Annotated in this window: 21 protein-coding genes; 17 read left to right on the top strand and 4 right to left on the bottom strand. The window is 53.8% G+C overall.

The genetic code is table 11. The features are described 5' to 3' along the window. Positions 1-57: 57 nt before the first annotated feature. Positions 58-1,356, top strand: coding sequence for a phytoene desaturase family protein (locus tag M1D70_RS30185; RefSeq protein WP_456288692.1), 1,299 nt, complete (start codon positions 58-60; stop codon positions 1,354-1,356). Beyond that, positions 1,334-2,206, top strand: a complete 873-nt coding sequence (locus tag M1D70_RS30180; RefSeq protein ID WP_456288691.1) for an RNA polymerase sigma-70 factor — start codon at positions 1,334-1,336, stop codon at positions 2,204-2,206. Before M1D70_RS30185 ends, M1D70_RS30180 begins: the two co-directional genes overlap by 23 nt. Positions 2,207-2,389: 183 nt before the next feature. Here the strand turns inward: M1D70_RS30180 and M1D70_RS30175 are convergent, their stop codons facing one another. The 3 genes from M1D70_RS30175 to M1D70_RS30165 all read right to left on the bottom strand — a co-directional run bounded on the left by M1D70_RS30175 (position 2,390) and on the right by M1D70_RS30165 (position 5,216). Continuing rightward, positions 2,390-3,325, bottom strand: coding sequence for an SDR family oxidoreductase (locus M1D70_RS30175; protein WP_456288690.1), 936 nt, complete (start codon positions 3,323-3,325; stop codon positions 2,390-2,392). Beyond that, positions 3,322-4,419: a mannonate dehydratase gene (uxuA, locus tag M1D70_RS30170; RefSeq protein ID WP_456288689.1), complete on the bottom strand. Its 1,098-nt coding sequence runs from the start codon at positions 4,417-4,419 to the stop codon at positions 3,322-3,324. Before uxuA ends, M1D70_RS30175 begins: the two co-directional genes overlap by 4 nt. A gap of 119 nt (positions 4,420-4,538) precedes the next feature. After that, complete coding sequence (locus M1D70_RS30165) at positions 4,539-5,216, bottom strand: GntR family transcriptional regulator (RefSeq protein WP_456288688.1); 678 nt, start codon at positions 5,214-5,216, stop codon at positions 4,539-4,541. Between the two features lie 87 nt (positions 5,217-5,303). On the opposite strand from M1D70_RS30165, the gene uxaC reads away from it, so the two are divergent. The 15 genes from uxaC (at position 5,304) to M1D70_RS30090 (ending at position 24,446) form a co-directional block, all read left to right on the top strand. Continuing rightward, positions 5,304-6,707, top strand: a complete 1,404-nt coding sequence (uxaC, locus tag M1D70_RS30160; protein WP_456288687.1) for a glucuronate isomerase — start codon at positions 5,304-5,306, stop codon at positions 6,705-6,707. A gap of 112 nt (positions 6,708-6,819) precedes the next feature. Beyond that, on the top strand, positions 6,820-8,421 hold the full coding sequence (locus M1D70_RS30155; protein ID WP_456288685.1) for a response regulator transcription factor: 1,602 nt from the start codon (positions 6,820-6,822) through the stop codon (positions 8,419-8,421). Then, positions 8,418-10,160 (top strand): sensor histidine kinase, encoded by a 1,743-nt coding sequence (locus M1D70_RS30150; protein WP_456288684.1) that lies wholly within the window; start codon positions 8,418-8,420, stop codon positions 10,158-10,160. Before M1D70_RS30155 ends, M1D70_RS30150 begins: the two co-directional genes overlap by 4 nt. A 235-nt stretch (positions 10,161-10,395) precedes the next feature. Next, on the top strand, positions 10,396-12,081 hold the full coding sequence (locus M1D70_RS30145; RefSeq protein WP_213580744.1) for an ABC transporter substrate-binding protein: 1,686 nt from the start codon (positions 10,396-10,398) through the stop codon (positions 12,079-12,081). 92 nt (positions 12,082-12,173) lie between these two features. Next, positions 12,174-13,214, top strand: coding sequence for an ABC transporter permease (locus tag M1D70_RS30140; protein ID WP_009592715.1), 1,041 nt, complete (start codon positions 12,174-12,176; stop codon positions 13,212-13,214). 52 nt (positions 13,215-13,266) lie between these two features. Next, a complete protein-coding gene (locus tag M1D70_RS30135; protein ID WP_036659372.1) occupies positions 13,267-14,202 on the top strand; it encodes a carbohydrate ABC transporter permease in 936 nt (311 codons plus the stop codon). Positions 14,203-14,365: 163 nt separating this feature from the next. Continuing rightward, on the top strand, positions 14,366-15,382 hold the full coding sequence (locus tag M1D70_RS30130) for an endo-1,4-beta-xylanase (protein WP_456288683.1): 1,017 nt from the start codon (positions 14,366-14,368) through the stop codon (positions 15,380-15,382). 193 nt (positions 15,383-15,575) lie between these two features. After that, positions 15,576-17,654, top strand: a complete 2,079-nt coding sequence (locus tag M1D70_RS30125) for an alpha-glucuronidase family glycosyl hydrolase (RefSeq protein WP_456288682.1) — start codon at positions 15,576-15,578, stop codon at positions 17,652-17,654. Positions 17,655-17,900: 246 nt separating this feature from the next. Further along, positions 17,901-18,224 (top strand): metal-sensitive transcriptional regulator, encoded by a 324-nt coding sequence (locus M1D70_RS30120; protein WP_009592707.1) that lies wholly within the window; start codon positions 17,901-17,903, stop codon positions 18,222-18,224. Positions 18,225-18,509: 285 nt separating this feature from the next. Next, the gene (locus M1D70_RS30115) at positions 18,510-18,710 is read left to right on the top strand and encodes a cation transporter (protein ID WP_009592700.1); all 201 of its coding nucleotides are present in this window, start codon (positions 18,510-18,512) and stop codon (positions 18,708-18,710) included. A 36-nt stretch (positions 18,711-18,746) separates the two neighbouring features. Continuing rightward, positions 18,747-21,179 (top strand): heavy metal translocating P-type ATPase, encoded by a 2,433-nt coding sequence (locus M1D70_RS30110; RefSeq protein WP_456288681.1) that lies wholly within the window; start codon positions 18,747-18,749, stop codon positions 21,177-21,179. A gap of 88 nt (positions 21,180-21,267) precedes the next feature. Then, positions 21,268-21,909, top strand: coding sequence for a nitrite reductase (locus M1D70_RS30105; RefSeq protein WP_009592695.1), 642 nt, complete (start codon positions 21,268-21,270; stop codon positions 21,907-21,909). Positions 21,910-22,379: 470 nt separating this feature from the next. Then, positions 22,380-22,811 (top strand): MarR family winged helix-turn-helix transcriptional regulator, encoded by a 432-nt coding sequence (locus M1D70_RS30100; protein ID WP_009592716.1) that lies wholly within the window; start codon positions 22,380-22,382, stop codon positions 22,809-22,811. 17 nt (positions 22,812-22,828) lie between these two features. Next, on the top strand, positions 22,829-23,581 hold the full coding sequence (locus M1D70_RS30095) for an SDR family NAD(P)-dependent oxidoreductase (RefSeq protein WP_009592684.1): 753 nt from the start codon (positions 22,829-22,831) through the stop codon (positions 23,579-23,581). A gap of 106 nt (positions 23,582-23,687) precedes the next feature. Then, positions 23,688-24,446: an SDR family NAD(P)-dependent oxidoreductase gene (locus M1D70_RS30090; protein WP_456288680.1), complete on the top strand. Its 759-nt coding sequence runs from the start codon at positions 23,688-23,690 to the stop codon at positions 24,444-24,446. Positions 24,447-24,517: 71 nt separating this feature from the next. Here M1D70_RS30090 and M1D70_RS30085 read toward each other — a convergent pair whose 3' ends face one another. Further along, entirely contained in the window at positions 24,518-25,555 is a 1,038-nt protein-coding gene (locus M1D70_RS30085) for an LLM class flavin-dependent oxidoreductase (RefSeq protein WP_009592702.1), read from the bottom strand. Positions 25,556-25,677: the final 122 nt, after the last annotated feature.

The following is a 25,677-nucleotide window of genomic DNA, read 5'->3' as shown; positions in this document are numbered from 1 at the left end:
ACATCTCGATGCCCTCGCCCGTCATACCCGTATAAAACGAGAAAGGGATGATGACGGATGCTACAATATGACGTTGCCGTTGTAGGTGGAGGCGTAGCGGGTTTAACAGCAGCAATCTATGCGGCGAGAGCCGGGAAGCAAACAATACTCGTTGAAAAGCAGGAACGTTTGGGGGGGCGGGCCATGACCCATAAGAAGAAGGGAGCCTACTTCAATCTGGGCGGGCATGCCTTATATCATGGAGATGCTCTTTCAACCTTTCGCGAATTAGGGCTCCAATTGCCGGGGGGTCAACCTTCTGTTGACGGGTACGGAATTTGGAAAGGGAAACTAAGTCCGTTACCCATGGGCGTGAAATCTCTATTCACCACCCCTCTATTATCCTGGAGGGGCAAAATGGAGCTCGGTGCTTGGCTTGCGAAATTAGGTAAACTGGATACGCAGTTGTACGACAAGATGAGTGTGCGCGAATGGATTGAAGGCAACGTGCAGGATCCCATGGTACGAAATTTATTCTATTCGCTATTGCGTACGGCGAGTTATGTGGTAGCTCCTGACCTGCAGGCGGCCGGTCCCGTACTGCAGCAGCTTAAGCACGCGCTGAAGGGGGTATTGTATCTGGATCGGGGCTGGGGGGCCATGGTCGATGAATTAAAACAAAAGGCTCTGGAGCACGGAGTTCAAATCGTAACGAAGAATAAAGTCATTTCGGTTGATCATTACGAGGGAAAGGTACGGCACGTCCTTTGCGGCGATGGCATGAAGATAGAAGCCAATCATATTATTCTTACCACGCCTCCAGCTGTCGCCCACGAACTGGTGCCCCATGCAGAAGAAACCGCTCTGCACACGTGGAAGGAGCAGGCGGTGGAAGTGACGGCGGCTTGCTTGGATGTAGCCCTGCGTCGTCTTCCGGAGCCGAAGCAGCAGTTTGTGTACGGCCTCGATCAAACCGTCTTTCTCTCGAATCAATCCCGAGCGGCTTACCTGAGCGAAGATGGCGCACAAGTCATAACCTTGATTAAGTATCAGGGCAAGGAGAAGGACGCAAGAAGGGATTTGCAGGAATTAGAAGGAACCTTGGATTTGGTTCAGCTGGGTTGGCGCGACGAGCTCGTTGCGAAACAATACCTTCCTAGCATCACGGTTTGCCACGATTTTATGCATGTGAAACGCCAGGAGAACCCGGGTCCAGCCGTCCCTGAAATCATCGGGTTATATGTAGCGGGAGAATGGGCAGCGCATGGCGAACTCTTGGTTGATGCTGCAACGGCAAGCGCCAAGCGGGCCGTACAGCATATACTCTCGCTTGAAAGTGAGGAAAGGACCCCGAATGAGCACAGAGTCATCGTATAAAAGCTATCGATCCGCTCTTTTCTCGTTAGCTTACCGGATGCTGGGAAGTGTGATGGATGCGGAAGATATCGTCCAAGAGGCCTTCATCAGCTATAACCAATTGCCCCACCCGGAGGACATTCGCAATGAGAGAGCGTTTCTGTACAAAATCGTAACGAATCGCTGCTTGGATTTGCTGCGCTCTTCTGCCAAAAAGCGCGAGCTGTACGTCGGTCCCTGGCTGCCGGAACCCCTGATCGAGAATATGGAGTCAGAGACGGCCCCTTCTCTTATCGTAGAGCAGCAAGAGTCCATTTCTACAGCATACCTGCTGCTCCTTCAGCAGCTTAACGCGGTGGAAAGAGCCGTTTTTCTTCTCCGCGAGATTTTCCATTATTCCTATGACGAAATTGCTGAAATCCTGGGAAAAAGCAGTGCGAATTGCCGTCAAATCTTCCGCCGTGCTAAAGGCAGCATTCATTTTGATCCTGATCAGAGACCCTCGATCTCGGTGGCGGAGGCGCAGATCAAGGATTTTGTGGATTCCCTTTTACAGGGGAACACGAATAAGCTGCTGGAGCTGTTAAGCGAAAATGTCGTGCTCTACTCGGACGGCGGCGGTAAAGTCAGAGCGGCACAAATACCTGTGGTTGGAGTCCATAAAGTGATCCAATTGCATCTGAACCTGCTTAAAATGTATGAAGGACAATATGTGTACTCTTATCTTACCGTCAATGGTCTGCCGGGAATACGGATCCGGTTGGATCACGGTGTCCAATTTATTTATTCTTTTGCTTTTAAAAACAATCGGATCGAAACGATGTATACCGTGGCGAATCCGGATAAACTCAGACATATACAGCTGCCGTGATACAAAAAGCAGGGCTGATTTAAGATCATGGGATCTTAGTCGGCCCTGCTGCTGTCTAATGCCAAGGAATTTTCAGGAGATACTCCTCGCGGAGTCACTCCAGCATTTCATCTGCTTACTCATCGTGGTCCAGCCAGTCAAGCTTATGGCCGGCAGGCTGCTGTTCTGCAGCAAAGTAATCCGTTATACGCCTGAATATGCCATGAAGCCGCCGTCCACGGGAATCACCGTTCCCGTGACGAAGCCGGAGGTCTGATCGTCCACGAGCCAGAGCAGGGTGCCCAGGAGGTCCTCCGGCACGCCGAACCGTCTCATGGGGGTATGGGAGATGATTTTATGAGAGCGCTCGGTTAATGAACCGTCGCTATGAGTCAGCAGATTGCGGTTCTGCTCGGTCAGGAAGAAGCCCGGCGCGATCGCGTTCACGCGAATGCCCGATTCCGCGAGATGAACGGACAGCCACTGCGTGAAATTGTTGATGGCCGCCTTGGCTGCGCTGTAAGCCGGCACCTTGGTCATTGGGCTGGGTGCGCTCATGGACGAGACATTCAGCACGACGGCCCCGGGACGCCCCAGCATCCCTTCCGCGAAGATTTGCGTCGGTATCAGCGTGCCGATGAAGTTCAAATCGAACACGCTGCGGAAGCCCGGCACGCTTAACCCGAAGAAGGTTGTCACATCGGGCTGCCCTACATCTTCCGGACGGAAAATCTCGTTGGTTGTATTCGCGTCTTTCCGGTTGCCGCCGGCTCCGTTGATCAGGATATCGCAGGGTCCGAAAGACTCGCGCACAGCTTTTTCCGCTTGCCGGACGCTGTCCACATCCGTTACATCGCAGGGAACGGCAATCGCCGTACCGCCGGCAGCCGTAATTTCATCGGCCACCTGCTGCCCTTTCTCGGCCGTACGATTCAAGACGGCGACCCGGGCACCTTGCCGACCCAGCTCCAGAGCCATTGCCCGGCACAGCACCCCGGAGCCGCCCGTAATGACAACCGTCTTCCCGTTTAATGACGGATGAATGGGAAGGGATAGGGTCCCTTGCGGCGTGGATTCATGAGAAGCTCCACTCGATCCGGGTTCAGATGTACCCGCTGCATGTTGATTTACCTCACTCATTGAACAGCCTCCTTCAACTGAGCTGCGCTTCCTGCACGCTCCCGGCTGTAAGCGTCCCACAGCCCCCAGAGATACATGATGCCCAAGGCGCGGTCATACAGGCCGTAACCCGGACGGCACTGCTCGCCCCAGATATGCCGCCCGTGATCGGGCCTTACGTATCCGGTGAAACCGTTGTCATGATAGGCCTGCACAATGCCGGAAATATCGACGGTACCGTCCTCGGTACGATGGGACGTTTCGATGAAATCGCCGTTCTCGTAAACGCGTACGTTCCGGATATGCGCGAACGGAATCCGGTCGTGGAACTCATGGATCATGGAGACGATGTCATTGTCCGGATTGGCGCCAAGCGAGCCGCTGCATAAGGTCAGGCTGTTCGCCGGGCTATCGTAGAGCTGCAGGAATCTCCGGAGATTTTCCTGGCTGGTGATGACCCGCGGCAGGCCGAAGATCGGCCAAGGCGGATCATCCGGGTGAATGGCCATTCGGATGCCGTTCTTCTCGGCAGCCGGAATGACGGCGCTTAAGAAATATTCGAGGTTGCGCCACAGGTCCTCCTCGGTAACGCCGCGGTACGCTTCGAACAAGGAGGTCAGATGCGCCAAACGCTCCGGCTCCCAACCCGGCATGGTGAGCGCGCTGTTCCGGTTGATCGTCTGAACCAGCTCCATCGGATCGATGCCGTGGATTTTGGCCTTCTCGAAGAAGAGGGCCGTCGAACCATCAGGGGTCTGTTTATGAAGATCGGTTCTAGCCCAATCGAACACCGGCATGAAATTGTAGCAGATGACTTTGACGCCAACCTGGCCCAATTTCTCAATCGTCCGGATATAGTTGGCTATGTACTGATCCCGGGAAGGAAGGCCGAGTTTGATGTCCTCGTGCACATTCACGCTTTCCACGACGTCAATATGAAGCCCGTACGCTTTGGCTTGGTCCGCAATTTCCTCAATTCGCTCCATCGGCCATTCCTCGCCGACGGGAATATCGTGAAGTGCCCATACGATGCCCTCCACGCCGGGGATTTGTCTAATCTGATCCAGCGAGACCGTATCGTTGCCCTCGCCGAACCATCTGAATACCATGCGCATTTCTTCACCGCCCTTTACAAGTTTAAGGAGTTAACGCAAAGCTGCTGGGAATTTTGCAGTTACGAGTGTAACGCCAAGATGGAAGCCGTGACGAGTAAGGGTCTTTCGCGGGTAACGGCTTATTTAAAATAATCGGGATGCGTCTCTTTCAGCACGGCCAGATTGGAGATAATCAGGCTGAGATGCTGCTGCATTTCCCGTTCGGCGTGATCGGCGTCATGACGCGAAATCGCGTCCGCGATCTCCCGATGCTGCTCGTAAAGGTTAGTCCAATTCGGATCGGCAGACAGCCATAACATCCGGCTCCGGTTCAGATGAGCGTTCATCTGCTGCAGCACGTTCCATGTGCCGACCTTGCGGCAGCCTTCGAACAGAATACGGTGGAAGGCCTCATCCAGCTCAAACATGTGCTTGCCGTCATGCTTCTCGATGCTCTCGCGCTGCTCGGACAGATTTCGCTCCAGCTCGGCGAATTTCTCCTCGGGGAAGCTTTCGCAGGCAAGCCGGACGACAGCTTTCTCCAGCTGCTCGCGCATGAAGCGCGCTTCCTCGACCAGCTCCGAATCGATGAGCGAGACGCGCGTGCCGCGCTGAGGAAGCACAACCACAAGGTCCTCCTGGGCCAATCGGACGAAGCTTTCCCGCACCGGCGTCCGGCTGACCTCGAAGGAAAGGGAAACCTCCTTCTCGGACAGAGCCGTTCCCGGGGGCAGCTCGAGACTGACAATCTGCTGCTTCAGCCGGGAGTACACGATATGTCCGGCCGATCCTGGCTGTAATCGCAAAGATTCTACCACTGCATCACCTCCTAATGTATTCCATACTACCATACTTGTATGGTAGTATGGAACTGAAAATCGAAATAAGAATCGGAGGGGAATCATATGAGCCGTTTGGACACGGAAAATCTGCTGCTGAACAGCAACAGCGCGAAGAAACTTTTTTATGATTATGCGGAAGGGATGCCGATATTCGATTACCACAACCATCTAAACCCGAAGGATATTGCCATCAACCGGCAGTTCGATAACCTGACGGAGCTATGGCTGGAGGGGGACCATTACAAATGGAGGGCGATGCGCTGGCTTGGCGTCGACGAAGAGCTGATTACAGGGAGCGCCAGTCCTGAAGCGAAGTTCATGGCCTGGGCGGAATGCGTTCCGCGATTGGTCGGCAATCCGCTTTATCACTGGACCCATCTGGAGTTGACCCGCTATTTCGGGATTCAAGAGCGGTTGACCGCAGAGAATGCCAAGGAGATCTGGGACGCTTGCAATGAGCAGCTGAAGGCCCCTGTCTTGCGGGCAGGCGGAATTTTGGAGAAATTCAAGGTCAACGTGGCCTGCACGACGGATGATCCCGTCGATTCGCTGGAGTTTCACCGGGCCATTCGGGATCAGGGGGAATTATCCACCGTCGTGGCCCCCGCATTCCGGCCGGATCGGGTGCTGGATATCATGAACGCGGACTTCTCCTCCTATGTACGGACGCTGGGAACAACGGCTGGTATAGCCGTGGACACCTATCAGGGATTGCTGGATGCCCTGCAGGGGCGGATCCAATATTTTCATGACCATGGCTGCCGCCTGTCGGATCACGGCTTTGGCGCTTTTCCTTATGAACAGGCCGACGTTAAAGAAGTTGCGGACATTTACGGCAAAGCCATCGGCGGCGGCAGCTTAACCCCGCTCGAGGAACGGAAATACCGCACCCATACCCTGCTCAAGCTGGGGGAGATGTATCATGCCAAGGGCTGGACCATGCAGCTGCACATTGGGGCGATTCGGAACAATAATGCGCGGATGTTCGCGAAGATCGGCAAGGACAGCGGGTATGACTCGATTCTCGATTTCCATCTGGCGGAAAGCCTGAACGGATTCCTGAGCAGGCTCGACAGGAACGATCAGCTGCCGAAAACCATTGTGTACAGCCTGTATTCCTCGCATTACGAAATGATCGCTACCACGATCGGAAACTTCCAGTCGGCCGGCGTCGAGGGCAAGCTTCAGCTCGGTTCCGCTTGGTGGTTCCACGATCAGAAGGAAGGGATGCTGAAGCAGCTCACCGCGTTGTCTTCCATGGGGCTGATCAGCACCTTTGTCGGCATGCTGACCGATTCCAGGAGCTTTATGTCGTTCCCGCGGCATGAATATTTCCGGAGAGTGCTGTGCCGCCTGTTCGGCGATTGGATCAAGGAAGGGGAACTGCCCGCGGATTATGAATATATCGGTGCCATCATCCAGGATATTTGCTACCACAATGCCGAGCGTTATTTTCAAATTCATTGACAATTGCGTGCAGAGCAGGAACAATAGATTTACTATATGAAAGCGTTTGCTGATGAACAGATAGAAGATCTGTTACAGGCAGATGTGCGCGAAAAGGCGAGGGGGACATACCGTGCAAGGGAACCGGGCGATATTGGTGGATGACGAGGTGTTTACGCGCAAAGGGCTCCTGAAGCTGATTGATTGGGAAGCCTGCGGCTTTCACATTGTGGAGGAGGCGGATAACGGGGAAGACGCGCTGGAACTGATTGAACGGCTTCGGCCGGATGTGGTCATCACCGATATCCGCATGCCGGTGCTGGATGGACTCGAGCTGATCAGACGCGTCGTCACGGACGATATCGTGAAGCCGTATTTCATTATTGTAAGCGGATACGATGACTTTAACTATGCCCAGCAGGCTGTCCGTTACGGGGTGCATGATTTCATTCTGAAACCGATTGACGAGACGGAATTCAGTCAGGCGCTGGTCCGGCTCAGCGAAAGGCTGGAGTTGGACCGCGAGGCACGCTCGCGGGAAGAGAAGCTGTTGTCGGGCGCCTTGATGGAATCGCTCATTATAGGGGAGGCGGATGAGAGTCTGCTGCAGGAATGGGAGCGGCGTCTTGAACTCCGGCCGGAAGACAGTCTGTTCTATGTCTTTGTCGAACGGAATGACCATCCGCCGGCTTCGGCTAACGACAATGACGGAGGCGACTTCAAGGACAGGGTGGAAACGGCCCTTCTTGCGATCTCGAATGGAGAACAGCCCTTCTATCTGCATGAGCACCGCAACCGCATCGGCATCATCGTTCCGATAAGCATCCTGCAATCGTTCCAGGGGTGTCAGCGTGGATTTGCTAGGCGCCTTCAGCAATCGCTCGCCGATTCGAAGCACGAAAGAATCTTCGTCTATTTTGGCCGGCCGGTTTCACGTCTGTCCCTCGTCCAGGATGCCTACGAAACGGCCAAGCAATCGCTCCTATACAAGTACATCTATGATGAGAGCGGCATCGTGATCCATGAAGACGCCGCGGTGCATGATCTGCAATACATCGGGCTGGAGGATCGTCTTTACCAGCAGCTGCTGGAGCAGATCGAGGAGCTGCATTTCGAGAAGCTGGAGGAGACGATTCGTTCGCTGTTCGAATCCTTCCAGGAGAAGCTGTATGCTCCCGAAGCTGTGAAGACGGCGATCAACCAATGCGTGCTGGGCGTGGTCCGTGTGCTCAGCAGCATGGACGGGGATCAAAGCCGGCTGTCCAGTCTCGAGCCGATGACCGAGTGGCATGACCGCAACTTGTCGCTTCAGGGGCTGAAGCGGTTGTTCACGGATTTTGCGATTGAGAGCGCGAACTATATCGGGCAGCTTCGCAAGGAACAGCACAAGGGCGGAATCCAGAAGATCCGGGCTTATATTGAGGCCCATTATCATGAGAATATCAGTCTGAAGGGCATTGCCGGGAAGTTTTACATGAACCCGGTTTACCTGGGTCAGCTGTTCAAAAAAGCGTACGGCATGTATTTTAATGATTTTTTGCTCCAGTTGCGCGTGAACGAAGCCAAGCGATTGCTGCGCCAGACGGATCTGCGCATCTATGAGGTGGCGGAGCGGGTCGGCTTCGGCAATCCGGACTATTTCGTGACGCAATTCGAGAAGATTGAGCGGATGACGCCAAGCGAGTACCGGAACCGCTTGATGAAGGAGGCCGCGTCCGAAGGGACGAATGCATGAAGCCGAGCCTGAATAATGTCCGTCTGCGGGACAAGATGCTGCTGCTTTATTTCCTGGCCGTCTTTTTGCCGATCCTGATTACCAACCTCATCTTCTACAATGTGACGTCCGGCAGCGTAAGGGAGCAGCGGATCCAGGATATTACCGTAGCGCTTGAACAGATGAAGAACGAGTTCCGCCGTGAAGTCGAGGACGCCTTGGAGATCTCCTCGGTCTTCTACACGGACGTTCAATTGAACGAGATCGTGGAAACGGTGTACGATCATCCAGCCGATTATATCGAGGCTTATGATACTTATCTCCGCCGCATATTGAATTCGGGCAGCGCCGTATACAATTCGGTCAGCGAAATTACGGTGTATGTCGACAATCCGACCCTGCTGTATTCCGGCGGCATCAATTATATCGATGGCCAGGTGAAGGAAGAGGCTTGGTACAAGGCGATCGCGGGCAAGAACGTAACCCAGCCGATCGTGATGCGTACGGGCGAGAACGGCCAATTGGACAGCTTCAGCATCATCCGAAGCATGAATTATTTCAGCTCCCAGGATGACCACACGAAGTATCTCAAGATCGATATGCGGATGCCTTCGATCCGGCAGATCATGAGCAATCTGAATGTGCAGGGCAAAGTGTATCTGCTGAGCGGGGCAGGGAATATCGAATATACTACGGACCCGAAGGTCGATGTCACGCAGGGCGCTGTACCGTACAGCAGCATCGCGCATGGCGACAGGTTTCTGGAGTTTCATACCGATACGTTCACGACCAACAATCTGAACACCTGGACGATCATGGCGGTGACGCCGGAGGATGTGGTGCTGCGCGACGTGCATCAGTCCTTGCGGTTCGTCATTGTGCTGACCTGCCTGAATTTTCTGCTTCCGAGCCTGGTGATTGTTTGGATCAGCCGTTCCCTTAACGTACGACTTGTACGGATTCTCAAACATATGAAGAAGGTCAAGAACCAGAATTACGACACCATCCAAGAGGCTGAGGCACGTGACGAGATCGGTCAGCTGACGGGTGAATTCAACCGGATGACCTTGCAGCTCAAGAGCCTGATCAATGACGTGTACGTGGCGGATATCCAGAAGAAGAATTTGGAGCTGCAGCGGCGGCACGCGCAATTGAATGCGCTGCAGAGCCAGATTAATCCGCACTTCCTCTTTAATGCCCTGGAGACGATCCGCATGCGCAGCCTGATGAAGGATGAGGATGAGACGGCTAGGATCATTCATAATATGGCGAAGATCTTCCGCAATTCGCTCGTTTGGAAAAAAGACATGGTGACGCTCAAGGAGGAAGTGGAGTTCATCCATTGTTTCCTTGAAATCCAGAAGTACCGGTTTGGCGACAAAATCGATTATTCGGTTCATGCTCCAGCCGAAGAGGGTCAACTGCAAATACCGAAAATGGCCATCGTCACGTTTGTGGAGAATGCCAGCATTCACGGCATCGAGCCGCTCAAGCACGGGGGGCGCATTGAAGTTCGGGTTGTGCGCGAGGGCCAATCCCTGATCTGTACCATTCAGGATAACGGGGCAGGCATGCCCGCGGAGAAGGTGGAACGCATCTACCGTTATCTCGAGACCGAGGACGAGATGGGAGAGCGGATCGGCTTTCAGAATGTGATTTACCGGTTAAAGCTGTACTACGGCAGCCGGTTCCGGTTTGAAATTGACAGCTCGCCTGGACAGGGCACACGAGTCAAACTGTCCATTCCCATTGAAACATAAGGACGGCAAATCCTGCTGCGGCATTCCGAATCGGAGTGACCCTAGCAGGATTTGTTCGTTAGTCGGCGGAAGTGCAGGGGAGAAGGCTGCGGAGCTGCCGTTTTTCACGGAAAAGGATACGGTTCTATAGTTTTCAAAGTATCACCTAAAGATTGACGGGTGAAAATCGCTACAGAGCTCTCTTATAATGAAAGTGCTTACAAATTAACGAGACCGAAAGGGGTAGGTCAAGAGCATGAACAAGAAATTTTGGCTGAGCTGTCTGACCGTGGTTATGATGGTATCGCTTCTGGCAGCGTGCGGCGGCAGTAAAGAGGCAGCGGATAATACACCGGCAGCCGGCGGCGAAGGCGAGAAGAAAGAAGAGAAGGTCACCTTCACCTATTTCAACGCGGCAGCCGGTAAAGACAAAAATACGAACGAAACTACCATCGGTAAAATTTTCGAAGACCAAACCGGCGTGAATTTTAAAATGGAGCATTTGGTAGGAGACGAGAATACCAAGGTGGGAACCTTCATTGCCAGTAACGACTATCCCGATGTGATTGTGCCGGGGAGCTCGATCGATAAGCTGGTCGGGGCGGGCGCCTTCATTCCGCTCAATGACCTGATCGATAAGTACGGCCCTAACATCAAGCGGGTGTACGAGCCTTATTACAACCTGATGAAAGCCGAGGACGGCAACATCTACTTCCTGCCGCTGAGCGCGGTTGTAGGAGAGTACACGTCGGCTCCCAATATCGAGCAAGGAGCATTCTGGATCCAACGCCGCGTCCTGAAGGAAGCGGGTTATCCGAAAATCAAGACCTTCGACGAGTACCTGGCCCTGATTCGCGACTACGTGAAGAAACATCCGGAGGAAGGCTTGACCGGATATCTGGCGCTGACGACGCAGGATAAATTTTTTGCTCTGACCAATGCCCCGATGCATTTGGCCGGCTATCCGAACGATGGCGGGATCATCATCGACATGGAGACTCACGTAGCGAATGATTACGCGGACGACGACATTACGAAGCGGTACCTGCAAGAGCTGAACAAGCTGAATGCGGAGGGCCTGTTCGATAAATCCTCTTTCGTGGACAACTATGATCAATACCTTGCCAAACTGACTTCCGGTAAGGTGCTCGGCTTCTTCGATTATCGATGGCAGGTAGGCCAAGCGATGAACAACCTGCGCGAAACAGCCAATAAATCGGGTAACGACGATCTCGAATACATGGCGCTGCCGATCGTATACGATGAGAATACCAAGGATCAGTATCTGGATCCGCCATCCTTTGTGAACAACCGCGGCGTCGGGATCTCCGTCAGCGCGAAGGATCCGGAGCGCATTGTGAAGTATTTCAACAACCTGCTGACGGACGAGAACCAGATTCTGTCGAACTGGGGCATCAAGGACGAGACGTATTCCGTAGATGAGAACGGCCGCTTCTACCGTACGGAAGAGCAGATTGCACAGACCAATACGGAAGCCTTCCGCGAGTCGTTCGGCTTCAAGTACTTTGAATACAACTGGCCTCGTTACGGCAACGGTTCTACGCTTCCTGACGGTAATTCCGTGGGTGCGGGACGCCAGCCTGAGGTTGCCAAAATGTCCTACTCCGAACCGGACAAGACATTGCTTGAAGCATACGACATCGATTCCTTCTCGCAATTGTTTGCGGCACCGGACGACCGTCCATGGTACCCGGCTTGGAGCATTCCGATCGATCAGGGCTCGCCGGCCCAAATCTTCACGCAGAAGAAAAGCGATTTGCAGCGCAAATACTTCCCGAAACTGGTTCTTGCCAGCCCTGCGGAGTTTGACGGCATCTGGAACGAATACGTGGGCGAGTTCGGCAAGCTGGACGTGAAGGGATACGAGGATCTGATCACCGAGGAAGTAGCCAAGAAAATCGCAAATGCCCAAGGACAATAATAGATGAAGGAGAGGCGAACAAGGGCGGACCGCCGAAATGGCCGAGATCCGTCCCTCCTCTTCTAGGGCCTGGATAGGAAGGAGAAGAAACCGTGGATAAGGCGAACCCGATTGGACCTGCAGAGACCACGGCGCTAAGTGAAACGCCGGCGGTATCGAAAGGTTTCTTCAATAAACAACGAAAGAACGATACTGGTTTGAATCATAGACGGCCATCAGGCGAAAAGAGCTTCTTCCGGAAGCTGCTGCAGCAGAAGGCGCTTGTCTTCATGTCGATTCCTTTTTTGATATGGTTGTTTGTCTTTAAGTACCTGCCGCTGTGGGGCTGGACCATCGCGTTTCAGGATTTTAAACCGGCGAAGAAGATATTCGATCAGGAATGGGTAGGCCTGCAGCATTTTACCTTCCTGTTTCAGGACGAACACTTCCTCCGGGTCATGCGCAACACGCTCGCCATGAGTTTTATCAACCTTGTCTTAGGTTTTGTCACGGCGATTGTGTTAGCGATCCTGCTCAATGAACTGCGTAATTTGATGTTCAAACGGGTCGTGCAGACGATCAGTTATTTGCCCCATTTCATCTCTTGGGTTGTGGCTGCGAGCATTATTTCGACGGCCTTGTCCGCAGACGGCGGGATTATCAATGAACTCCTCATGTGGTTCGGGATTATTAAGGAACCGATCCTATGGCTTGGGGAAGGGGAATATTTCTGGGGAATACTCGGTGTTTCGGAAGTATGGAAGAATGTCGGCTGGAACACCATTATATATTTGGCGGCCATGACGATGATCGATCCCTCGCAGTACGAGGCGGCGGAAATCGATGGCGCCGGGCGCTTTCAACGGATCTGGAACATCACCTTGCCGGGTCTGAAACCGGTATTCATCATCCTGCTGATCATGAATATCGGCAACCTGCTCGAATCCGGTTTTGAACCGCAATACTTGCTTGGCAACGGCATGAACGTGGATTATTCCGAGAACCTGGATATTTTCGTGCTGAAATACGGTATTCAGATGGGCAACTTCTCGCTCTCGATTGCAGCCGGCATGTTCAAGACGGTCGTCAGCTTCATACTCTTGTTCACGGCTAACCATATCGCGAAGAGACTGGGCGAAGACCGATTGTTCTAAGCGAAAGCTTGCGAGAACCGTTCTCTATCAGAAAACGTACAGGAGGATTCATATGGCGAAGATTTCAGATGCACCGCGAGCCCATGCCCGGTTCAAGTCTCCCGCGGACCGGTTATTCGATACCTTTAATATAGTCTTCATGATCTGTCTCATGATTGTCACGCTGTACCCGTTCATCAATACGCTCGCGGTTTCCTTCAACAATGCGACGGATTCGGTGAAAGGCGGCATATATTTATGGCCGCGGGATTTCACGTGGGAGAATTATAAATATGTATTTAACGAAGCCACGATATTCCACGCTACCTTCATCTCGGTTCTGCGTACGCTGATCGGCACGATCACTTCCGTATTCTGCTGTGCCATGGTGGCCTACACGATCAGCCGTCCGGAGTACGTGCTGCGCAAATTCGTGTCGATCGCCTTCATTTTGACCATGTATTTCAGCGGCGGTTTGATTCCGAACTTCCTGCTGATTCGCGAATTGGGCATGCTGGGCACCTTCTCGGTATACATCATTCCGGGCCTGATCGGCGTATTCAACGTCATCGTCATCCGCTCCTTCATCGAGGGATTGCCTGAGGGGATCCTGGAATCGGCCCGGATCGACGGCGCCGGCGAATTCACGACCTTCCTGAAAATCGTGCTTCCGCTGTGCGTGCCCGTGCTTGCCACGGTATCGCTGTTTACGGCGGTATCCCAATGGAACTCCTGGTTCGACGTATTCTTGTACAACTCCTCGTACGGCGAGCTTAGCACCCTGCAATACGAGCTGATGAAAATACTCCAGAATTCGAACTCCTCGCTGAATTCGGGCAACGATTATGCAAGCCAGTTTGCAAGCTCGGAAAGCGGCGCGAATCAGGTCACGCCGACCTCCATTCGGGCAACGATGACTATTGTGGCCAGCGTGCCGATCATTCTGGTATACCCGTTCCTGCAGAAATATTTCGTGCAAGGGATGACCCTTGGCGGGGTGAAAGGTTAAGCTGCGGGAACCGCTAAAGATACGCCGTGCGCACTGTTCCCTGGAGCGCACGGTGCGTGGTCCGCGGCATGTCTGGATGTCCGTCGACCAACGGATGCCGGTGGCATCATGATCATCAACCAGCAATCTTGCTATTATCTTTAATTCTAAGGAGGGATTGGATATGTCCAACACGCAGCGAAGTGAACCCAGGCTTAAGGAAATGTTCGTGGATGACTTTCTCATCGGAGCGGCCGTGAATCCGAGGACGATCGAAACGCAGGAGGAATTGCTAGCGTACCATTTCAACAGCATTACGGCGGAAAATGAAATGAAGTTTGTCAGCGTGCACCCGGCAGAGGATACGTACACGTTCGAGGAGGCGGACCGGCTTGCCGCTTTCGCCCGCAAGCATGGCATGAAGATGCGCGGCCATACGCTGGTATGGCATAACCAAACGACCGACTGGCTGTTCGAGGACAAGAACGGGGGCCTGGTGGATAAAGCCACGCTGTACGAACGGCTAAAGTCGCATACCGACACGGTCGTGAAGCGGTACAAGGGCGATATTTACGCCTGGGACGTCGTGAATGAGGTAATCGCCGATGAAGGCGCCGAACTTCTTCGTCCGTCCAAATGGCTGGACATTGCGGGCCCCGACTTTATCTCCAAGGCATTCGAGTATGCGCATGAAGCCGATCCGTCAGCCCTCTTGTTCTATAACGATTACAATGAGTCCCATCCGAATAAACGGGACAAAATCTACACGCTGGTCAAGTCTTTGCTGGATCAAGGAACTCCTGTTCACGGCGTTGGCTTGCAGGCCCACTGGAATCTGTACGATCCGGATCTTGACGATATCCGGGCGGCGATCGAGAAGTACGCGTCGCTCGGCCTGCAGCTTCAACTCACGGAGCTTGATGTGTCGATGTTCCGGTTCGACGACAGGCGGAAGGATCTGACCGAGGCGCCGGAGGAGCTGCTGGAGGCTCAAGCGAAGCGGTATGAGGCGATGTTCGGCATATTGAAGGAATACCGGGATTATATTACGTCCGTGACCTTCTGGGGTGCTGCCGACGATTACACCTGGCTGGACAATTTCCCGGTACGGGGGCGGAAGAATTGGCCTTTCCTGTTCGATGAGCGGCATCAGCCGAAACCGGCGTTTCATCGCTTGGTGGAGCGTATGGTCAAAGTGTAAGGATTTTAGGGGTTGAACCCATCATTTTAGATAACGACAGCGATAATATAGGCGGCTGAAGGCGCCATCAGCTTGTCATCTAGCCGGTCCTTGTGGCCGGCGTCTGCATGTTAGTCCTTAAGGAAGCAGGAGTCGAAAACAGTGAGATGCTGGGGAGAAACGTTAACCTTGGCCCAAGAAGGGGGAAATTACGTTGAACAGCACTTTATATCAAGCGTGGCTGCAGTATGCGCCCATTAAGGACCGGGAGCTTGCTGCCGTGTACAGCCGGCTGTTAGGCACCGTGGTTGCGGATCTGCAGCAGTCGCGGGTGGCTAACGCTGCGATCCAGGAACTGAGGAATGCATGTCGATCCATGCTCGGCGTCGTACCGTCCATCACATCCGAGGCTAAAGCTTCATCCTATCTCGAGGTGCGAATTCATGCGGAAGACGCCGAAGAGGGCACGGGAGAAATTGGGGAAGATTCCATGGGAGCAGGGAGAGCCCGGCTGGGCGCAGAGGGTTTTCGGCTGGAGCATTCTGGCCATGGGCAGCAGGAGAAGCTGATCCTGACCGCCGGATCCGGGAAAGGCGTGTTATACGGGGTGTTTCATTTATTGAGATTGCTGGCATCCCACCACACGTTGACCGGTCTGAACGTAACCGAGCAGCCTGTGAACGGATTGCGGATGATAAATCAATGGGATAATGCCGACGGCTCAGTTGAACGGGGATACTCGGGCAACTCGATTTTTTACGAAAACGGACGGTTCACCGAAAATCTGGATCGCATAAGAGACTACGCCCGTCTGTTAGCTTCCGTGGGCCTGAATGCCATCTCCATTAATAACGTCAATGTGCATGAAATCGAGACGAAGTTCATTACCGCGGAATATTTGCCGACGATTGCAAAGATCGCGGATATCTTCCGGGAATATGGCATTATGCTGTACCTGAGCATAAACTTCGCCGCTCCGCTGCATATCGGCGGCGTACCCACGTCGGACCCGCTGAACGAAGAGGTTCGGCAGTGGTGGAAGGATACGGCGGATGAGATCTACGATCATATACCGGACTTCGGCGGCTTTGTGGTCAAGGCGGATTCGGAGCACCGGCCGGGGCCGTTCGCCTATGGCAGAGACCACGCCGATGGCGCCAATATGCTGGCCGAAGCGCTGGAACCGCATGGCGGGCTTGTCATCTGGCGCTGCTTCGTTTACAACTGCATGCAGGATTGGCGGGACCGCAGCACGGACCGCGCGCGGGCGGCCTATGATCATTTTACCCCGCTGGACGGACGGTTTAAGGACAATGTGCTGCTGCAGATCAAGAACGGACCGATGGATTTCCAAGTACGGGAGCCGGTATCCCCGCTGTTCGGCAGCATGAAACAGACCAATCAGGTGCTGGAGTTCCAGATCGCCCAGGAATATACCGGACAGCAGCGCCACGTATGCTATTTGGTGCCGCAGTGGAAAGAGGTGCTGGATTTCGATACCTACGCGAACGGAACGGGGTCCGAGGTTAAGAAGATCGTGGACGGTTCGCTGCACGGCATGAAATACAGCGGGATCGCCGCCGTTTCCAACATCGGGAATGATGAGAATTGGACGGGTCACACCTTGGCGCAGGCGAATCTGTATGGATTCGGCCGGCTGGTCTGGAACCCGGATATGTCCGCCGAAGGGATTGCGGAGGAATGGACGAGGCTGACCTTCGGCAATGATGAGACGGTGGTCGCCGTGGTGTGCGGCATGCTGATGCAATCGTGGCCGATCTATGAAAGCTACACCTCGCCGCTCGGGGTAGGCTGGATGATTACGCCGCATACGCATTACGGACCGGATGTGGACGGTTATGAATATTCAAGGTGGGGCACCTACCATTTCGCGGATCGGGACGGTATTGGGGTGGACCGCACGGTGGCGACGGGCACGGGGTACACCGCACAGTATTTCGAGCCGAATGCGGCCCGATATGATGCGCTGGAGGATTGTCCTGAAGAGCTGCTGCTGTTCTTTCATCATGCGCCGTACTCGCATGTGCTGAAATCCGGTAAAACGGTGATTCAGCATATCTATGACACGCACTTCGAAGGTGCGGAAGCTGCGGCCGGGCTCTTGAAAGCATGGACATCGCTCGAAGGCAAGGTCGATCTGGAGCGTTTAACCCAAGTCACCGAACGGTTAGCTGACCAGGCCGAGCATGCCAAGCACTGGCGGGATGTGATCAATACGTATTTTTACCGCAAATCCGGCGTGCCGGATGCGCAGGGGCGAACGATTTATTAAGGGAGCCCAGGTTTTTCCGCATGCGGAAATATAGGGGGTTGCCCCATCAGGCTGCTGACCTGATGGGGCAACCTTTTTCATGGGCCGAAAATTATCGCGGGTACAAGCATATACTGTAGATGACATGCCCCCACGGCAAAATGTTCCGCAATCTCATTCCATAAGCTGGGCTTTATAGGGTGGGGGGCTATATGATATACTAGGGTTAGAATAAGAAGAAGTAACGTGATCAAGGGGGGAATGGGTATGACAACCGAGAACCATGTACATGATGCATGCGCAGTAACCGGTGAACGGAAGAGCCATCATTCGGACAAAACGAAAAGCAATCTCATCAGCCGGTTGAACCGGATTGAAGGGCAGATCCGCGGCGTGAAGGGCTTAATTGAGAAGGATACGTACTGTGACGATGTGTTAAACCAGATTTCCTCGATCCAGTCGGCCTTGAACGGCGTCAGCAAATTGCTGCTCGAGCATCATATGAAGAGCTGTGTGGTGGAGCGCCTCCAGGAAGGCGACGATGAGGTCATTACCGAGCTGTTAACCACCATGAACAAGCTGATGAAGTAACGAAAGCTCCCTGCTGGGACTACCCGTTTGCGATGAATATCCATGGAGCTGCCACCTTTGGAAGGTGGCAGTAATGGTTTGGTGAAGTGAAGAAATACCCCACGGTTACGGGGTTTAATCATAGCGCGGCCATGTTTTTCAAAAAAAATGAGAAAACCCATTGACTAATTATAGGGTAGGGGGGTATACTAACATCAAGAAATGAGAACAAAGAGTTTGATAACTCTTCGGGGCTTGGCTGTTACAGAGCCCTAATAAATCCAATACCTAAAGGAGAGATTGATTATGGAACAGGTAACTATAAAAGTAGAAGGCATGTCCTGCATGCATTGCGTGAATTCCATCGAAGGAGCTTTAAAGAATGAGAACATCGAGGGACATGTGGATTTGAAGGCAGGCACGGTCTCCGTGAAATATGACGCAGGCAAAGTCAATTTGGATCAAATCAAAGAAATTATCGAGGAACAAGGATATAACGTAGTTTAACCAAACGGCACGAGGATGAAGAGGGGTGAGGAGAAGATGGGAGCAGAAGCAACAATGGAACAGAAGAAAACATCGCTGCAGTTAACGGGTATGACATGTGCCGCCTGTGCGAATCGGATTGAGAAGGGCCTTAGCAAAATGGAGGGCGTCCAGGAAGCGAATGTGAATTTTGCGCTGGAAAAAGCGTCGGTTACATTTGATCCGAATGTGGTTACCGTCCAGCAGATGGAAGAGAAAATCGAAAAGCTGGGTTACGGAACAGCAAAGGAAACGGTGGACCTTCAGCTGATTGGCATGTACTGTGCTGCCTGTGCTACGAAAATCGAGAAAGTGGTTAGCCGGATGCCAGGCGTGAATCAGGCCAACGTCAATTTTGCACTGGAGACGGCCCGGGTGGAATTCAATCCCGCCGAGGTCAGCCTTAGCGATATTCAACAGCGCGTGGAGAAGCTCGGGTATCAGGCGGTTTCCAAACAGGAAACGCTTGATCAGGAAGGTCACCGCAAGGAGGCCATCACCAAGCAAAAGCGGAAGCTGCTCCTGTCGGCGATTCTGTCGCTGCCGCTGCTCTGGGCCATGGTAAGCCATTTCTCCTTCACCTCCTGGATCTGGATGCCGGATCTGTTCATGAACCCTTGGTTCCAGCTGATCCTGGCAACGCCGGTACAGTTTTTTATCGGGAAACAGTTCTATGTGGGAGCTTATAAGGCCCTCCGCAACAAAAGCGCCAATATGGACGTTCTGGTCGCACTCGGTACCTCGGCAGCCTATTTCTACAGTCTGTATTTAACGATCGATTGGGCCGCTGCCGGAGCAAACGCACACCATGGGCCTGAAATGTACTATGAAACTAGTGCGGTGCTGATCACGCTGGTCATTATGGGGAAACTGTTCGAATCCCTGGCCAAAGGCCGTACCTCGGAGGCCATTAAAACCCTGATGGGTCTTCAAGCCAAAACGGCACTGGTCGTTCGTGACGGTCAGGAGATGACCATCCCGGTGGAACAGGTCCTGGTGGGTGATTTAGTACTGGTAAAGCCGGGTGAGAAAATCCCGGTGGACGGTAAAGTCGTGGAGGGCACGTCGGCGGTAGATGAGTCAATGCTGACAGGTGAAAGCATTCCGGTTGAGAAAAAAGCGGGCGATGCTGTTATCGGCGCCACCATAAACAAGAACGGACGCTTGACTTTGGAAGCGACGAAAGTGGGTAAGGAGACCGCTCTAGCCCAAATTATCAAGGTGGTTGAGGAAGCGCAAGGCTCCAAAGCTCCGATTCAGCGGGTAGCTGATGTCATCTCCGGCATTTTCGTTCCGATCGTGGTCGGCATTGCAATTGCTGCCTTCCTCGTGTGGTACTTCTGGGTAACGCCTGGTAATTTCGCGCAATCGTTAGAAATTGCCATTGCGATCCTGGTTATTGCTTGTCCGTGTGCGCTGGGTCTGGCTACGCCGACCTCGATCATGGCGGGTTCGGGCCGAGCTGCAGAGCTGGGCGTTCTGTTCAAGGGCGGGGAGCATCTGGAGTCCACGCACAAAATCGACGCGATTATTCTGGACAAAACAGGAACGGTCACGAAAGGCAAGCCCGAGCTGACCGATGTGGAAGTCGATAACATCGATCAGGAGCTGTTCCTGCGTTTGGTCGGAGCTGCCGAGAAGAGCTCCGAGCATCCGCTTGCCGAAGCGATCGTGGCCGGGATTGAGGCGAAAGGGACGAAGCTTCCGACTGCCGAGCATTTTGAGGCGATTCCAGGCTACGGCATCCAGGCCAGCGTGGAAGGACACGAAGTTCTGGTCGGTACTCGCAAGCTGATGGCACTGCATAACGTGCCGGTCGATGCGGTCCTGGCCAGAATGTCGGAGCTGGAAACCGAGGGTAAGACCGCTATGCTTACCGCGGTAGACGGCCGATATGCCGGTCTTGTGGCCGTAGCGGATACCATCAAGGAGACGTCTAAGGCTGCTGTAGCAAGGCTGAAGCAAATGGGTATTGAAGTGATCATGATTACCGGCGACAACGAACGCACGGCTCAGGCCATTGCCAAGCAGGTTGGTATTGACCATGTGCTTGCCGAGGTACTGCCGGAGGGCAAAGCGGATGAAGTGAAGAAACTCCAGCAGCAGGGCAAGAAGGTCGCCATGGTCGGCGATGGCATTAACGATGCGCCAGCCCTTGCGGTTGCCGATATCGGCATGGCCATCGGCACAGGCACGGATGTGGCCATGGAAGCCGCCGACGTTACGCTGATGAAGGGCGACCTGAACAGCATTCCGGACGCCATCTACATGAGCCGCAAGACGATGAGCAACATCCGTCAGAACCTGTTCTGGGCCTTGGGCTACAATTCGCTCGGCATTCCGATTGCCGCCATCGGGCTGCTGGCGCCTTGGGTGGCCGGGGCTGCCATGGCACTTAGCTCCGTATCGGTCGTGCTGAATGCCCTTCGTCTGCAGCGGATGAAGGTATAACGGGAGGCAGGCAGACCTTTTATATACAGTATGGTTTGTAACCAAGCAAGAAAACGATATTAGGGTGACTTGATGGGAGTGTAGACATTTGGCCATGCAAAAATTTGCTGTGACCCCCGGCTTTGAAGTGGGCGGAACGCTGTTCCGCCCGGATCAGCTGGCCGTATTGGGCTCCATCGTAGGCGAAGATGCCCGCATCGAGATGACAACCTTCAAGCAGCTGTACGTGGAGATGGATGAAGAGCGGGTGGAGGAAGCCAAGGCGAAGCTGGAAGCCGCCGGCCTTCAGGTACATCCCGCCGGCTTCGTCTCCAAGAGCCTGATTACCTGCAACTTTTGCCGGGGGGCGGAGGATTCGGGATTGGATATTGCCAAGATGCTGGATGAAGCCATCGCTGACCATCCCGTACCCAATCCGCTAAAGATCGGGTACGCAGGCTGCGCGCTTGGCACCAGCGAGCCGCTGCTGAAGGATATTGCCGTTATTAAGATGCGAAATACCTACGATATCTATGTAGGCGGGGAGCCGAGAGGCTTGAAGGCTTCGCTGGCGAAGCAGCTGCATGCGGATTTGACGCCGGAGCAGCTGGCTCCGATCATCTTGAAGCTGATCGCCATCTATCAGGAGCACGGCAAGAAAAAAGAGAAGTTCTCGCGTTTCGTTGAGCGCATGACACTGGATCATCTCCGCCAATCCACGGTGGCTGAGCGGATGGATACGGCAGGATGAATTAAGTACTACGAAAGGCATCACCTCAGGGTGGTGCCTTTTTTTGTGGGTGGAGGCTGGACCCTGGGGTTCCGCCCATTCGTCGGAGTCCAACTGGGCGCCACCATGACATCTTCTTTATTCTTCAAGGTAACATCTATAGTTCGGGGGGATACGCCGAAGCAACGATGGATATACTTTCAAGAGCACCTGCGGGTGCTCTTTTTCTATTTAGCAGATTTGTAGTGCAGCAGCATCTTTGTCCATCCTGGCCAAGCTGAATTATTTTTAATATAGACGGGTCTCCATCGGGCTCGAATGTGGGAATAACCACCAAATCGGGCATTTTATCGTGGTTGACGAGCCATGTGAAAGGGTATACAATTTGAATTGTTAAAAGCTTTTAACTATTTAAATTTGTAATATATAAGTGAGGGACTTCGTTAAGCATCGAGGTGATGAAACTGGATAAGCGGGAGCATTTATCTAACATGGTAGCCCGTCAGATGATGACGCTTGTGGCGAACTATGCCAAGATTCTGGACAATGATTTGACCGGCCCCCAGTATTACGTGCTTCAGACCTTGGCGTATGAGGGGCAGCAGACCAGCTCATATTTTGCCAATGCCCTGAATGTTACGCTGTCGGCTGTCACCAACTTGAGCAACAAGCTGGTAAGCAAGGGTTATATTGAACGGGTAGCGTCGAGCGAGGACAGGCGTCAAGTCTATCTTAGGATCACGGAGCAGGGACGCGAGGTGGAAGCCCGGATGATTGCGAAGTACCGTGAATTGAATGAAGGCTTATGGTCGGATTTCTCGGATCAGGAGATGGATGTCTTGATCGCTTCGTACGAGAAGATGATCGAGCATTTGCAGCTTAAGATCGGGCAGTCCCATATGGACAGCCAATCCAACGACTAACATTAGGAGGTATTTATATGGGGAGATTAGACAATAAAGTAGCGATTATTACGGGTGCGGCTGGAGGCATGGGTAAAGCTGATGCTCTTTTGTTTGTGCAAGAGGGGGCCAAGGTAGCGATTACGGACCTTCAGGAGGATAAAATCAAAGACGTCGTCGCTGAGATTGAAGCGCTCGGCGGCGAAGCGCTGGGGATCAAGCATAACGTTGCTTCCGAAGAAGATTGGGTCCGCGTCGTGGACGAAACGGTTCAAAAATTCGGCAAAATCGACATTCTGGTCAACAATGCCGGTGTCTCCAATGCAACGCCGTTCATGGATTTGACGGTCGAAGGCTGGGAGAAGACGATGTCGATCAACGTTACGAGCATATTCCTCGGCCAAAAATATGTCATTCCGCACATGATCGAAGCCGGCGGCGGTTCCATCGTCAACATCTCCTCCATTGCCGGCCTGACGGGCGGAAGCGGCGCCGGTCCTTACACGGCAAGCAAAGGCGCGGTACGCATGCTGACCAAAGCCACGGCCGTTGACTTTGCGAAGCATAACATCCGCTGCAACTCGGTACACCCGGGCTATATCGAAACGCCAATGACCGTGGATCTCTTCAAAGACGAAAAAATGATGCAGTGGTTCCAATCCCAGACGCCGTTGCCACGACTCGGCAAAGCGGAAGATATCGCGCGCGGCGTGCTGTTCTTGGCATCCGACGAGTCCTCTTACATTACGGGCGTCGAGCTGCCGATCGACGGCGGGTATTTCGCGAAGTAAGCCGGACATTCATTCGGCTTGTTCCTAAGCTGTCGATGTTTTGAATCATAAGGACACAAGCTCAGTCAGACGTTATATTTATTTTCATCAAGGGGAGTGTTGTTTCATGTCCGATAACCAACAGATTGCTGTCATTACCGGCGCGGCCAGCGGGATCGGCAGAGCCACCAGCCTGAAATTGGCTGAGAACGGTGCCGCGGTTGTGCTCGTGGATTTCAACAAGGAAGCCGGCGAAGAGACGCTGCGCTTGATTAAGGAGCAAGGCGGAGAGGGAATCTTCGTGCAGGCGGATGTGACAAAAACCGAGGATGTTCAGAACTATGTGAACAAGGCGGTTGAAGCTTACGGCCGAATCGATTTCTTCTTCAACAATGCAGGTATCGTGCAGAAGTTCTCCATGCTGGACGATATCGACGAGAACGAATTTGACCGTCAAATGTCCGTGAATGTGAAGGGCGCTTTCCTTGGCATGAAGTATGTTTTGAAGGTCATGAAGGAACAGGGCAGCGGACATATCGTGAACACGGCTTCCACGGCGGGCATCCGCAGTGAACACAGTGCCGCCGCATATTCGGCAAGCAAGCACGCGGTTGTGGGCTTGACCAAGGCAGCTGCGTTGGAATACGTGAAGCAGGGCATTCGCGTGAACGCCATCTGCCCTGGCGGCGTTCAGACGCCGCTGACCGCAGCGGTGGCCAAGTCCTTCATGGAAGGCGGCTATGTGCCTGAGGAAGTGGGCAACATGCGGATGGGCCGTCCGGCTGAGGCGGACGAAATCGCAAACGTGGTTGCCTTCCTGGCTTCCCCGGGCTCCAGTTACATGACAGGCTCGCTGGTTACGATTGATGGCGGGCTGACGCTGTAATATCCGGATTGAAAAAAAAGACCAGTCAGGCACCGGAGTTCCGGGTTTGACTGGTCTTTTTGGCATGGCATTTATTTGATGCCGACGGCTTCCGCCAGCAGCTCATATGAACGGAGGCGCGCCTGATGATCATAGATCGCGGCCGCGACAATGATTTCGTCCGCGTCCGTCGACTGCTGGAACTGCTCCAGCTGCGCGCGGACGGTTGCGGGACTGCCGATGGCGGAAAAACTGAGCTGGCGCTTCACGATGGCCTGCTCCTGCAGGTTCCACAGGTCATCCATGCTGTCCACCGGCGGACTCAGCTGGCCGGTGCGGCCCCGGATGATGTTCAGGAACTGCTGGTACGGCGAGGTAGCCAGGCGCTGCGCTTCCTCATCCGTGTCGGCGCAGATCACGTTCACGCCGATCATGGCATACGGCTGGCTCAGCTCGGATGAAGGGCGGAAGCTGGTCCGGTACAGATCGAGCGCCGCCATTAGATAGTCCGGAGCAAAGTGGCTCGCAAAAGAGAACGGAAGCCCCAGCTGCCCTGCCAGCTGCGCACTGAAACCGCTGGAGCCGAGCAGCCAGATCGGAACATGCAGGCCTTCCCCCGGAATCGCCCGGATGCGCATGGACGAGCCGGAGGTAGGCTGGAAGTAATTCCGCAGCTCGCCGAGGCGGTCCGGGAAGTCCTGGCCGTCGCTGCCAGGGCCGCGGCGGAGCGCCCGGGAGGTCAGCTGATCCGAACCCGGCGCACGGCCAAGACCGAGATCGATCCGGCCGGGATACAAGGATTCGAGGGTGCCGAACTGTTCGGCAATGACAAGCGGAGCATGGTTCGGCAGCATAATGCCGCCGGAACCGACGCGAATCTTGCTGGTGCCCCCGGCCACATGGCCTATGACCACCGAAGTGGCCGAGCTGGCGATCCCCGGCATGTTGTGATGTTCGGCAAGCCAGTAGCGGTTATAACCCCACTTCTCGGCATGTTGAGCGAGATCGAGCGTATTCCGCAGCGACTGTGCAGCTGTGCTGCCCGCTGTAATCGGCGCCAGATCGAGGATGGAAATCGGGATATCGCGAAGCGTTTTGGACGCTGTATGGTCAAGATTTGCTTCTGTCATACGGAATGACCTCCTTATTCGTGCACGGCACGGTAAGTATTCTATATAGAGACGGGTACCCGGTCGAACGGACGCCGGACATGAAATCCATCTATCGAAAATGGTATCTCTATATAACGAAC

It is taken from the genome of Paenibacillus sp. AK002 (genome assembly GCF_053903045.1).
The sequence above is the reverse complement of the archived record's forward strand: the minus strand, read 5'-3'. Positions and strand labels throughout refer to the sequence as shown.